The 12,427-nt window shown below is 54.0% G+C and carries 9 protein-coding genes; 8 read left to right on the top strand and 1 reads right to left on the bottom strand.

Annotated features, from left to right (window positions below; translation table 11 throughout):
* The first annotated feature begins 38 nt into the window (after window positions 1–38).
* From BB497_14890 to BB497_14875, 4 genes are read left to right on the top strand one after another with little or no spacing between them, the layout of a single operon-like run.
* A complete protein-coding gene (locus BB497_14890; protein AVI63903.1) occupies window positions 39–1,172 on the top strand; it encodes a ribonuclease D in 1,134 nt (377 codons plus the stop codon).
* Window positions 1,169–1,462 (top strand): hypothetical protein, encoded by a 294-nt coding sequence (locus BB497_14885; protein ID AVI63902.1) that lies wholly within the window; start codon window positions 1,169–1,171, stop codon window positions 1,460–1,462. Before BB497_14890 ends, BB497_14885 begins: the two co-directional genes overlap by 4 nt.
* Window positions 1,459–2,037, top strand: a complete 579-nt coding sequence (locus BB497_14880; GenBank protein AVI63901.1) for an ACP phosphodiesterase — start codon at window positions 1,459–1,461, stop codon at window positions 2,035–2,037. The genes BB497_14885 and BB497_14880 overlap by 4 nt, the downstream gene beginning before the upstream one ends.
* Before the next feature lie 30 nt (window positions 2,038–2,067).
* Window positions 2,068–2,523 carry a hypothetical protein gene (locus tag BB497_14875; GenBank protein ID AVI63900.1) on the top strand — a complete coding sequence of 152 codons (456 nt, stop codon included), beginning with the start codon at window positions 2,068–2,070 and terminating at the stop codon, window positions 2,521–2,523.
* Window positions 2,524–2,927: 404 nt separating this feature from the next.
* Here BB497_14875 and BB497_14870 read toward each other — a convergent pair whose 3' ends face one another.
* Window positions 2,928–5,021, bottom strand: a complete 2,094-nt coding sequence (locus BB497_14870) for a peptidase S9 (protein ID AVI63899.1) — start codon at window positions 5,019–5,021, stop codon at window positions 2,928–2,930.
* A 62-nt stretch (window positions 5,022–5,083) separates the two neighbouring features.
* Between BB497_14870 and BB497_14865 the strand changes: the two genes are divergently transcribed.
* From BB497_14865 to BB497_14850, 4 genes are all read left to right on the top strand, one after another.
* Window positions 5,084–5,509: a hypothetical protein gene (locus tag BB497_14865; GenBank protein AVI63898.1), complete on the top strand. Its 426-nt coding sequence runs from the start codon at window positions 5,084–5,086 to the stop codon at window positions 5,507–5,509.
* Window positions 5,510–5,539: 30 nt separating this feature from the next.
* Window positions 5,540–6,319 (top strand): class II glutamine amidotransferase, encoded by a 780-nt coding sequence (locus BB497_14860; GenBank protein AVI63897.1) that lies wholly within the window; start codon window positions 5,540–5,542, stop codon window positions 6,317–6,319.
* Between the two features lie 203 nt (window positions 6,320–6,522).
* Window positions 6,523–8,193, top strand: a complete 1,671-nt coding sequence (locus BB497_14855) for a long-chain fatty acid--CoA ligase (protein ID AVI63896.1) — start codon at window positions 6,523–6,525, stop codon at window positions 8,191–8,193.
* 110 nt (window positions 8,194–8,303) lie between these two features.
* Window positions 8,304–12,332: an ATP-dependent RNA helicase HrpA gene (locus tag BB497_14850; GenBank protein ID AVI64370.1), complete on the top strand. Its 4,029-nt coding sequence runs from the start codon at window positions 8,304–8,306 to the stop codon at window positions 12,330–12,332.
* The last annotated feature ends 95 nt before the right edge of the window (window positions 12,333–12,427 follow it).

Genomic DNA, 12,427 nt, shown 5'->3' with positions numbered 1-12,427 from the left:
CAAGCGCTACGGCGGTTGTACCAACCTGGAAGTGTCTCTTGTCCTCTTTAACTGCCCCTTTATATCAATGGATTGATAACGCCGAAGCGCTTGATGCGGCCTGCGCACAAGTGGCGGCTGCACCAGTCATCGCCTTAGATACCGAATTTTTCCGAGAAAATACCTTTTTTCCGGTACCTGCACTGCTTCAGTTTACCGCTGGAGAGCAGGCCTACTTGGTGGATCCGCTGACGACTCCCTGCACCGCGGCATTTCGCCAGTTATTGCAAAACGATGCAGTGAAACTGCTGCATGCGTGCAGTGAAGATCTGGAGGTTTTTCAGCACTGGGCAGGCGTGCTCCCATCGCCGCTGGCGGATACCCAGGTGGCGCAGGCGTTTTTGGGTGAAACCCCCGGCATGGGGTATCAGAAGCTGGTAGAGCTGTGGATGGGGGAGACGCTGCCCAAAGAGGAAACGCGCTCCAACTGGTTAGTGCGCCCATTGACGCCCTCTCAGTGTGAGTACGCGGCGCTTGACGTGATCTATCTGCTTAAAGTGTGGTCGCTACAGGCAGAAAAGCTTGAGGAGCTGGGGCGGCTCTCCTGGCTGAAAGAAGAGTGCGCGACGCTGATTGAGCAAGCGGGTAGGAGCGTAGAAAGCGATGGGCAGTGGTTCACCCGCCACCGCCAGCTTTGGCGCCTCTCACCGCGTCAGCTAGAAGCCTACCGTGTGATGACAATATGGCGTGAAGGTGAAACCCGCCGTCGGGATTTGCCGCGTAACTGGCTAATCAGCGATAAGCTCTTGTTCGCAATAGCGGAAGCGATGCCTAAAAATCGCTATGAGCTGGCGGATGTTGAGGGTGTGAAACCCATGTTGGTTAAAAAAGAGGGTGATGCACTGCTCGCTTTATTAAAACAGGCCCACCATTGTGATGAAGGTGACCTTCCAGCGCCGTGGCCAGACCCCATGCAGCCTGAGTTTAAGCGGCGTTTTAAAGCCGTTAAAAAGGTAGTCACCGATAAAGCGGTAGCGCTAGGCATTGCACCTGAGCTGCTGCTGCGTCGTCGTGATATTGAAGCGATGGTTATGCAGCAGCTCGCCGGTGAGTCGCCAGCACCCTTACGTGGTTGGCGCGATGACTGTTTAACTGAAGGCTTACTCCACGCCTTGAAGGAGGCCTCCCAGTGAGCGAAAAGATTCTCTGTGAAGTGTTTAAAAGCTCGCGTAAAGAAGAGATGTATCTTTATGTTGATAAGCGAAAAGGACTAGAACCGGTTCCTGAGCTACTGATGGAAACCTTTGGCAAGCCCATTGCGGTGTTTACGATGATCTTAACCGCTGATAAGGCGCTAGCGCGTGCCAGCGCAGTAGACATCATGGCATCGATTAATGAGAAGGGGTTTTATCTGCAAACACCCCCGGCCAAAGAAGCTTACTTATTGGATGTTCATCGCGCCCACGTTAATCGCCAGCAATGAATTTTCTCGCCCACGCTTGGCTTGCCCATCGCGGCAATGACGCATTTCTGTATGGCAATTTAATTGCTGATGGTGTGAAGGGGGGCGATCTGCGCGCTTGGCCTGAAGCAGTAGCGAGTGGGATTCGTCATCATCGTCGGGTCGATGCCTGGGTAGATGCTCACCCTAGCGTATTAAACGCCAAGCAGCAGGCGCCGCATCTTCAGCGGCGTTATGTGGGCATCGCCCTGGATATTGTCTGGGATCACTTTTTAGCTCGGCGGCAGCTCGGTGATGACGATTACGAGGTTCTGGTGGAGCGCTGTTATCAGCTACTTTCGGCCAGACCTGCTCCTAACCGTCTCGCGACAATGATGCCGCTATTAGTGGAGCATGATTGGCTGAGGGGCTATGCGGATTTCGACTTTACCTGCCGAGCGATAGCAGGCGTTGGTAAACGCTTATCAGGGCCCAATCGCTTGGCTGAATTAGTCCCCTGGCTTAATGAAAATTACCGCTGGTTGAAAGACGATTTTGATACGCTATGGGCAGAGTGCACAGACACGCTGGGCCACCCTGGCACGTCAGGTAAGTGATATAAACGATTACTTAGAAAGGTACTACCAATGCAGCCCACAATGCGCGAACGCTTTTGGGAAAAATACGCCCTTGATGAACTCACGCCCCAAGAGTGGGAAGCGCTGTGTGATGGCTGTGGGCAGTGTTGTCTGTTAAAGCTACATGATGACGAAACGCAAGAGCTGGCTATTTTAAACGTTGCTTGCCGCTTGTTGGATATCCAGAGCTGCCAGTGTAGCGACTATGCGAACCGTTTTGACAGCGTGCCTGACTGTACTCAGTTAACCCCTGCGCTGGTTAAAGAGTTTACCTGGCTACCGCAGACCTGTGGCTATCGACGAGTTGCCGAAGGACGCAAGCTGGCTGGCTGGCACCCGTTACTCAGCAACGATGCTGAGCGGGTGCACAGAAAAGGCATTAGCGTGCGCGGTTTTGCCGTTTCTCAAGATGAAGTGCCTGAGCGGCGTTTAGAGGAGCACATAATCGCTGTTCTTCCCATGTGATCCTTACATTCATCTTGACCACCCGTGTTCTAACCAATGCGCCTCGCGAACGGTTTTAAACAGCCGGTTTACGCGTAGCGCTATCCCAAATTGTCAAAAAGGCTTCTTTAACAGGAGTAGCGGACTTTTGTGCGCTGCTAGCCTTCGGTTGTGGGCGGGTAGAGGCTTTTAAAGGCGCATCCCATATAGTAAGAAACTGTTCCTGGTTTTTCATACTGCTCTCCTGATGTTCACTTAGTGGATAACCGGTCTAGCAATTAGACGTTGGTATATGTCGCTAAGTGGCAGTATGGCGCAAAAATCACTTTATGGAAAGCATTTCCATAAAATCGAGTGTTGATGTGCATGCTGTAAAAAAGCCCCTGAGCCTGCTATTCGCTGGCAGGGCGGGGCTTATTGCTTATTTAATCGGTCACGTTCGGAGCAAGTCCTAGCGCCCAAAGAATAAAAGCATCTTGGCGGGCAGTGTCTCGCCAGGCTTTGAATCGACCGGAGGCACCCCCGTGGCCGCTACTCATGTCGGTATGTAATAAAATGGGAGCTTCACCTTGTTGAGCCTGAGAAACACGGGCGTAGAATTTGGCCGGCTCCCAGTAGCTCACCCGCGTGTCAAACCAGCTGCCTTCGATCCATAGCGCCGGATAGCGTTGCTGAGTGATATTGTCGATAGGCGAATAGCTAGAAATGCGCTGCTCTACTTCTGGCTCCTCGGGATTGCCCCATTCGCTGTATTCAGCGGTGGTGAGCGGTAGCGCCGGGTTTTGCATGGTGCGCAGTACATCTAGGAACGGTACGTCGAGCACTGCCGCGCAGAACGCATGGGGGGAACGATTGAGGCAAGTGCCCACTAGCAGCCCACCCGCGCTAGCACCACAGGCGGCTATGCGCTGGGGGGCACTCACTCCTTTCGATACCAGCAGCTCCCGCGCAGCTAGAAAATCATTAAAGCTATTCTCTTTATGCGCCATTTTGCCCTGTAGGTACCAGGGTTCGCCGCGTTCTCCACCACCACGCACATGAGCAACGGCAAAAGCCACGCCGCGTTCCAGAAGCTCTAGCCGGGCGATGGAGAACCAAGGGTCTAACGCCTCACCGTAAGCGCCATAGCCATAAAGCAGTGTTGGCAGCGCTTGGTCAGCTAAATCTGCACGCATAACCACCGATACAGGAACCTCCTCGCCATCATTGCTAGTGGCCCATAAGCGACGGCAAACCAGCTGTTCCGGTGAGAGGTTGCCAAACACCGCAACACGTTTGAGCAGCGTGCGCGTGCCGCTTTTTAGATCTAGCGAAAACCAGCTGGGCGGCTGGGTGAACGACTCTTCCCTTAACCTTACCTCCTGTGTATCAAAGTGCGGCGAGTCCTCCAGCAGCTGTGAACAAGGTGTTTCAGGTAGCGCAATATAGTCATCCACGCGCGCTTCTTGATGTTCATCTAGTACCAGGCGTCGCAGCACTACCTGTGCGTCGCGATGACTACGCTCAGCCACTATAAGGCCCCATGCAAATGCATCGACCCCTTCTAACGTAGCGTCATCTCGATGGTGAATTAACGCCTGCCACGAAGCGGTGTCTTTACCGAGCTGCTCTTCCGCCAGGTAGTCGAGTTGAAAGTGGGGGCCGGTTTGATTTTGCAACCGGTAGAAGACGCCGGGGCGGTGATCAACACTGACTTCAATGCCGGGTTGGCGGGTATGTAGATATGCTAGTGTAGCTGCAGGGTTAGCGGCGGGGAGAATGGCAATTTCCGTGGTGTCCTTGGAGCCACTATCAATCAGCAGCCACTCTCTAGAACGAGTTTTGCCAACTCCTAGCCAAAACTCAGGATCTTCTTCGCGGATAACCAGTGTGGGTTCTGGCAATTGATCTAGCGCGGTGAAGGGAACCCATAGCCGCCAAAGACTATCCGGGCGCTGGGTGTCGTCAAAACGGGTAAAAAGCAGCGTGGCGCCGAGCACTGTTTGGTCTTCTGCCCAGCAGAGGCTAGGGCCAATGTCGCTCAATAGCTGTTTCGGCTCGCCGTTAGGCAGCGCTTTTAGCCATAGCGTAAAGCGCTCACCTCCCTGAGTGTCTTCAGTCCATGCGAGCCACTGCTCATCGGGCGAAAGTGCCATGTCGCCCATGTCATAAAAAGGATGGCCGGCCGCGCGTTCCCTGACATCTAAAAACAGTTCGCGCTTTTGTGGTTGGCCGTTTGGGTGGCGCCACCAGCACGGGTAGTCATCCTCTGCGCCGGTTTCACTCCAGAACGTAAAGTGGTCTAGCGCTGTCTCAAGGCTGGTGATGGCAAGTTCGCGGCGGGCTAAATGGCTTTCATAAAGTGTATCTGCCAGCGGCGCTAGCGGCGCAAACCATTCGCCATGCTGCTGATTGGCGGCATATAAAAACTCGGCCACTTCTGGCGCTTCGCGCGCTTCTAACCAGTGCCATTGTGGATCATTGGCGCGATAATAGCGCGCAATGGGTGAGCCTTGGTTAACGCCGGGCTGTGCTTTCATAAATTGATAGGTACCATAACGGGAAATCAACGTCGGGTGAGTCCACCCACATGAGGGGTATTATGCTGTTTGCGAACTCAATGTCACTGATGTGGCTAAGTTATTACGGCCTTTCACTGCTGGTACTTGTAGCCGTGTACTTTGCATTAGCGTGGTTGCCGCGCCTGCCGCGGTTAGTGTTGACATGGATAGTGGCGGGTGCAATGTGGATGCCTGCCAGCTTTCGTTTGCCGTTGGTTGAAGAGGGCGAGTTCTACACGGGCTTGGCCCCAGCGGCAATGGTCTCGGCGGTGGGCGTTTTAGAAGGTAGCGCCGCAGGGCTGCGTGGTGGGCTTTTATGGTTGATTTTAGGTATGGCGCTGGGCGCTTGTGTGGGCATAGCGCTTTGGTGGTGGCGTCGCCCACACAATATTGATGAAGCCCCACAGTCGCGTGAGGTGGAAGAGGACCCTATGCCTAACCGCCGCCGCGAACCGGTGATTAACTAATGGCCGGCCCGGCCCTCAAGGAGCCTCTTAATGTGTGAGTTGCTGGGCATGAGCGCCAACGTTCCCACGGATATCTGCTTTAGCTTTTCAGGTTTTTTACACCGTGGTGGGGGCACCGGCCCCCACCGTGACGGTTGGGGTATAGCGTTCTACGAGGAGGGAGGGTATCGCGAATTTCGAGACCCACACCCTTCTGTGGATTCACCCATTGCCCGATTAATTTGTGATTACCCCATCAAATCTAATGTGGTGATCAGCCATATTCGCCAGGCTAACGTGGGTGGCGTACGCCTTGCTAACACCCACCCCTTTACCCGGGAAATGTGGGGGCGCCCCTGGTGCTACGCCCATAATGGGCAGTTAAACGATTGGCAGCAGCTACCTTTGGGCGTTTATACCCCTGTCGGTACGACCGACAGCGAACATGCTTTTTGCTGGCTAATGGGGGAGTTGCGACGCGCTTTTCCTACGCCACCGGCAGCCGCTGAGCGTGTTTGGGAGCGTTTACATATGCTCTGCGAGCAGCTTCGCGGGTTAGGTGTATTTAATTTGCTGCTTTCTGACGGCGCCTATCTTTACTGTTACTGCTCAACAAAACTTGCTCACATCACTCGCCGTGCGCCCTTTGGAGAAGCGGAGCTTTCTGATGCGGAAATCACCGTAAACTTTATTGAGCACACCACCCCAAATGATGTTGTATCAGTGATGGCGACTGAGCCGCTGACCCAAAATGAAGCGTGGGAGCGGATGTTGCCAGGCGAGCTTTTGGTTTGGCGAGAAGGAGAAATTCAAGCTCGTTACTGTCCATAACTGTAACAATCGCTACAGTAGTAATAGCAGATAAATCAGTGGCCGCGCTGCTGATTAACGCACAGGGCTATAAGCTAAAGTTGAAACGTAAGTTTCAATCGATCGTTTTACAGCGGGGTGCTCGTCGTATATCGTTGGCCCTTTGACCTCGCGACAATAACAAGGTCGGTTATACCATCGACACGGATAGCGGAGATTGCCCCATGAGCGAATACGCCAACGCCCCCATTTTACGTGGCCCAGCGCTTGAAGGGTTGGATCAATATGATTCAGTCACTGACGTTTTTCATACGGCGGTAAAGCGCTTTAAAGACAAGCCGGCGTTTACCTGCATGGGAAAAACGCTCACTTTTGCCGACCTTGATCGCCTTTCGGCGGACTTTGCTGCATGGTTGCAGCATGAAACGGACCTTGAGCCTGGCGACCGGATTGCCATTCAACTGCCTAACGTTCTCCAGTTCCCTGTGGCTGTATTTGGTGCACTGAGAGCAGGTTTAGTCGTTGTTAATACCAACCCGCTTTACACTGAGCGGGAAATGGCGCACCAATTTAAAGACTCCAACGCCAAGGCCATTGTTATTTTGGCCAATATGGCTGATAAACTGGAGAAGGTGCTCGATAAGACCGATATCAAGCACGTGTTGGTAACTCAGCTTGCAGATCTCCATGATGTGCCCAAGCGCTGGCTAATCAACGCCGTGGTTAAGCACGTTAAGAAAATGGTGCCTGCCTACTCGATACCCAGCGCTATTGGCTTCCGCGATGCTCTGAAAAAAGGCGCCTCTCTCAGCCACATTGACGTAAGCCGCACTCAGAATGATTTGGCCGCACTTCAGTACACCGGTGGTACGACGGGCATGCCCAAAGGCGCGATGCTGACTCACTGCAATCTTATCGCGAATATGCTCCAGGCACGCACGGCCATTGGTGAGCATCTTACGGACGGTGAAGAGCTTGTCGTGGCACCGCTGCCGGTCTATCACATCTACACCTTTACTGTTAACTGCTTGTTCCTAATGGAAACCGGTAATCATTCGCTGCTGATTACTAACCCCCGCGACCTGCCTAGTTTTGTTAAAGAGTTGAAAGGGTTGCCCTTTACCGGGTTTATCGGTTTGAACACGTTGTTCAATGCGCTGTGTAATCGGGATGACTTTAAGCAGTTAGACTTTTCCAAGCTCAAGCTGACTATTTCAGGCGGTATGGCGCTGACAAAGGCGGCTGCCCAGCGGTGGGAAGAAACCACCGGTTGCCCAATTGCAGAAGGCTATGGATTAACAGAAACATCACCCATCGTGAGCTTTAACCCAACGAATGCTATTCAGTTGGGGAGTATCGGTAAGCCTGTGGCTGGCACATCGGTGAAAGCGGTGGATGCCGATGGCAATGAGGTCGCACTAGGTGAGCCAGGCGAGCTTTGCGTTCAAGGCCCTCAGGTAATGAAAGGCTATTGGCAACGCGAGGAAGAGACGCGCAATTCAATTGATGAAGATGGCTGGTTCCACACGGGTGACATCGCCGTCCTTCAAGAGGATGGTTACATCCGCATTGTCGACCGCAAAAAAGATATGATTCTCGTCTCAGGTTTCAATGTCTACCCTAATGAAATCGAAGACGTCGTTGCTGCTCATCCCGATGTGCTAGAAACCGCCGCGGTAGGGGTGCCCGATGAGAACGCCGGCGAAGCAATCAAGTTATTCGTCGTTTCGAAAAATAGTCAACTCGATGCGGAAACCCTGCGTAGCTGGTGTAAGAAAGAGCTGACCGGCTACAAAGTACCAAAGTACGTTGAGTTCCGTGATGAGTTACCCAAAACCAACGTGGGTAAAGTACTGCGTCGTCAGTTGCGGGATGAGGAAACCAATGCAAGCTAACCGCTGTTAAGCTTGTAATGAGCGCGTGCGCAGCCGCTGTTAGGCGTCACGTTGCTGAAGGCGTTACAATAGTCGGCCTACTCAAAGAGTGGGCCGATTTTTTTAATGTGATGGAAGCCAAGCCAAACGTGACCACCGACACGCACTCCCCCCGCACAGATGCCCAGCAACTCACCGCGCTAAACGAGGCGTTGAGCCATTTGATGTTGCGTGATGCCCAGCGTCTCGAGCGTCGTGTCGCTGGTTTAAAGCGCCGGCTACGGGAAAATAAGCCCATTGACCGTGGTTTATATGATGTACAGCGGGATTTAGATAAGGCGAGACTCCTATTTCAACAGCGCGAAGCCCAGCCAGTGGTATTGAATTACCCCGCCGAGCTGCCCGTTGTAGAGCGGCGGGAAGATATCCTCAACGCCATTCGCGACCACCAAGTGGTGGTAGTGGCGGGGGAGACGGGGTCGGGTAAAACCACCCAGTTACCTAAAATATGTTTAGAACTAGGGCGTGGTCGCCGTGGGTTAATTGGCCATACGCAGCCACGTCGGTTGGCTGCTCGCAGTGTTGCTACTCGTTTGGCAGAGGAACTTAACGTACCGCTGGGTGAGCAGGTGGGCTATCAGGTGCGCTTTACTGACCAAAGCACGCCCAATACGCTGGTTAAGCTGATGACCGACGGTATTTTGTTAGCCGAAACCCAGCACGATCCACTGTTGCTGCGCTACGACACGCTGATTATTGATGAGGCTCATGAGCGCAGCTTAAACATCGATTTTCTGCTCGGTTATCTTAAACGGTTACTGCCTCAGCGCCCTGATCTTAAAGTCATCATCACCTCTGCAACCATTGATGTAACGCGTTTTGCGGCTCACTTTGGCAGCGTGGTTGCAAGCTCTGAAGGTCGTGCTGCTACGCCGGCGCCTGTGGTGGAGGTTTCCGGGCGAACGTTCCCTGTCGACGTGTTTTACCGTCCGCTGGTGCGGGATGAGGAGGATGAAGAGGACCGTACGCTGCAAGAAGGCATACTTCACGCGGTACAAGAAATTGATGTTATTGAGCGTGAAAAAGGCTGGCTGCATGGCCCCCGCGATGTGCTGGTATTTCTACCCGGCGAGCGGGAGATCCGTGAGACCGCCGATACTTTGCGGCGTGCCGACTTAAAAGGCACCGAAATATTGCCGCTCTACGCGCGGCTCTCAAATGAAGAGCAGAACCGAGTGTTCGCGCCTCATCGCGGGCGGCGTATTGTGTTGGCGACCAACGTGGCCGAAACCTCGCTAACGGTGCCTGGTATCCGCTATGTGATCGACCCTGGCTTAGTCCGTATCAGCCGCTATAGCTATCGGTCAAAAATTCAGCGGTTGCCTGTAGAACCCATCAGCCAAGCCAGCGCCAACCAACGTAAAGGGCGCTGTGGGCGGGTGGCTGAAGGGGCCTGTATACGGCTTTACGATGAAGAGGATTTTCTCTCACGGCCTGCGTTTACCGACCCTGAAATTCAGCGCACTAACTTAGCCTCTGTGATTCTATCAATGCTGGCGCTGAAGCTTGGCCATATTGAAGATTTTCCGTTTGTTGACCCACCAGATAGTCGTTTTATCAAGGATGGCTTTCGCCTGTTGTTTGAGTTGGGCGCGGTAGACGAGCAGCAGCGCCTTAGCCCGTTGGGGCGCAAACTCGCCAAACTGCCCATTGACCCCCGGCTAGCGAGAATGGTGTTGGCGGGTGCTGAGCGAGGCAGCCTGCGCGATGTACTGATTGTTGTCTCTGCGCTGGCTATCCAAGACCCCCGCGACCGCCCGGCGGATAAGCGCCAAGCCGCTGATCAAGCCCATCAGCGCTGGCACGACCCTGATTCTGATTTTGTCGCGCTGTTAAACTTATGGCACGGCATTGAGAGTGCCCGAGAGGCGCTTTCCGGCAACCAGTTACGCCGTTGGTGCCGTGATCACTACATCAATTACCTGCGTGTGCGCGAATGGCATGACACCTTCCGGCAACTGCGCCAACTGCTGCGTGATATGGATATCGAGGTGCCTGCCCCGCTGCCCAATGACGAGAACGAAAGCGAAGAGCAGGCGCGGCAAATGCGCCGTAAAACGTCTGGCAAGCTGCACCAGACACTGCTTTCGGGTCTGTTATCTAACGTTGCTACCTTGTTAGAAAACCGCGAATACCTTGGGGCGCGTAATCGCAAGTTGATGATTCACCCAGGTTCCGGGCTTGCCAAGAAAACGCCCAAGTGGTTGATGGCGTTTGAGCTAGTGGAAACCACCAAGCTATTTGCACGCACGGTCGCTAAAATTGATCCGCTTTGGATTGAACCCCAGGCCGAGCACCTTGTGAAGCGAAGCTACAGCGAGCCCCATTGGGAAATGAAGCGGGCACAGGTGGTTGCCTTTGAGCAGGTGGCCCTATTTGGGCTGCCCATTGTGGCCCGCCGCCGAGTGCATTACGGCCCCATTGCCCCCCAGGAGTCGCGTGAGTTGTTTATACGCCGGGCGCTGGTAGAGGGTGAGTTTCAAACCAAGGGCGAATTTTTCATCCACAACCGCGCACTGATTGAGGAGGTCGAGGCGCTGGAGGATCGTGCCCGTCGTCGCGATATCCTAGTGGACGAAGAGACGCTATTTGCGTTTTATGATGAGCGCTTGCCAGAGGATGTTGTTAACGGCAAAGGGTTTGAACACTGGCGCAAGCAAGCCGAGCGCCAAGACCCTGGGCTGCTGAAATTCGATATTGAGGCGCTTAAGGCGCGGCAAGCGGAAGATATTACGCAGTCTCACTACCCGGATCATCTCATCCTGGCAGGGGTGGCTTACCCGGTGAGTTACCACTTCGACCCTGAAGCTGATGACGATGGAGTCACCATTACTGTACCCGCTGCCATGCTGCCCCAGTTACCCGTGCACGCCTTAGAGTGGCTGGTGCCTGGGTTACTGCGTGAAAAGTGTATTGCACTGCTTAAGTCGCTACCTAAAAGCATTCGACGGCAAGTCGTACCGATACCCGATTGGGTAGATGCCGCGCTGGAGATGCTGGTGCCTGACCAGCGCCCGCTAACCGAAGCACTGGCTGAGTTTATTCGACGGCGCTCCGGTACCCGGGTGCATGCCGATGATTGGCGGTTAGACTTACTTGAGCCACACCTAATAATGAATGTACGTGTGGTAGATCACTCAGGCGAGTTGTTGGGCCAGGGGCGCGACCTGCGAGCGCTTGAAAAACGCTTTGAAGCTGCGGCTAGCGCGGGTGCTCAAGCGCTCTCAGAACAAGCCAGCCAAGCGCCAGCGCTGGACGGCTTGCCTGACGAGCCACTGCCCGAATCACGAGTGACTACCCAGGCAGGTATTCGTGTTGAAGCCTATCCAGCATTAGTGGCAGCCGATGAGGACTTCAGGGTAGCGCTTTTCGACCACCCTGCGAAAGCGGCAGCGGCCCACCAAGAAGGTGTTGCCCGGCTGGCAATCGCGAACCGGCCGGAGCAGGTAAAGGCTATTAAGCGCTTGCCGGATGTGGAGAAATGCGCACTGCTATTTGCCAAAGTGGGTAGCAAGCAAGCCTTAATCGATGATCTACTGCTGGCGGTTTTTACTCAGGTGGTGGCGCAGCACCCCTTGCCCCGTTCAGCCAGTGCCCTTGAAGAGCGTTTAAACGCGACTGACGCAGTGCTTCTCGACCATGCAGGCGCGCTTCTTAAAACAGTGGAGGCTGCTCTAAAGGGCCATCTGGCGGTGAGTAAAGTGCTCAAAGGCAAGCTAAACTTCGCGTTAGCGCTGGTCTACAGTGATGTTAGCACTCAGATGCAACGGTTGGTTTATCCTGGCTTCATTCGTGATTCGGGCGAGTGGCTTGTAGAGTACCCGCGTTATACGGAAGCTGCGCTAATTCGACTCGAAAAAGCAGCCCGTGAACGCGGACGCGACCAAATGATGATGCACGATGTCCAAGCACTAGAAGCGCGTTTTGACGCGCGTCGCAAAAGCGAGCGCCGGGGCGACGTAGAAGACCCAGCGCTAGTGGCGTTTGGCTGGTGGATTCAAGAGCTTAGGGTCTCGTTATTTGCTCAGCAGTTGGGCACTAAACTACCGGTATCAGTAAAGCGTCTTGAAAAACGCTGGGAAGAGATAACTAGCGTTTAGAACCCGGCTGGTACAGCGCGCTTTTTACGCACACAGTAATATACTAGTAAGCTTGCGCTTACGGTCGCCGACAGCCAGAGATCGCAGGCTGCTTT

This window comes from Halomonas sp. GFAJ-1 (assembly GCA_002966495.1).
Lineage (GTDB): Bacteria > Pseudomonadota > Gammaproteobacteria > Pseudomonadales > Halomonadaceae > Vreelandella.
Note: the sequence above shows the minus strand (reverse complement) of the source record. Positions and strands in the feature narration are given on the sequence as shown.

Excerpts from the sequence above, each read along its gene's own strand:
- BB497_14880 (AVI63901.1), top strand. The coding sequence starts at position 1,459 with ATGAATTTTCTCGCCCACGCTTGGCTTGCCCATCGCGGCAATGACGCA.
- BB497_14875 (AVI63900.1), top strand. The coding sequence starts at position 2,068 with ATGCAGCCCACAATGCGCGAACGCTTTTGGGAAAAATACGCCCTTGAT.
- BB497_14870 (AVI63899.1), bottom strand. The coding sequence starts at position 5,021 with ATGAAAGCACAGCCCGGCGTTAACCAAGGCTCACCCATTGCGCGCTAT.
- BB497_14865 (AVI63898.1), top strand. The coding sequence starts at position 5,084 with ATGCTGTTTGCGAACTCAATGTCACTGATGTGGCTAAGTTATTACGGC.
- BB497_14860 (AVI63897.1), top strand. The coding sequence starts at position 5,540 with ATGTGTGAGTTGCTGGGCATGAGCGCCAACGTTCCCACGGATATCTGC.
- BB497_14855 (AVI63896.1), top strand. The coding sequence starts at position 6,523 with ATGAGCGAATACGCCAACGCCCCCATTTTACGTGGCCCAGCGCTTGAA.
- BB497_14850 (AVI64370.1), top strand. The coding sequence starts at position 8,304 with ATGGAAGCCAAGCCAAACGTGACCACCGACACGCACTCCCCCCGCACA.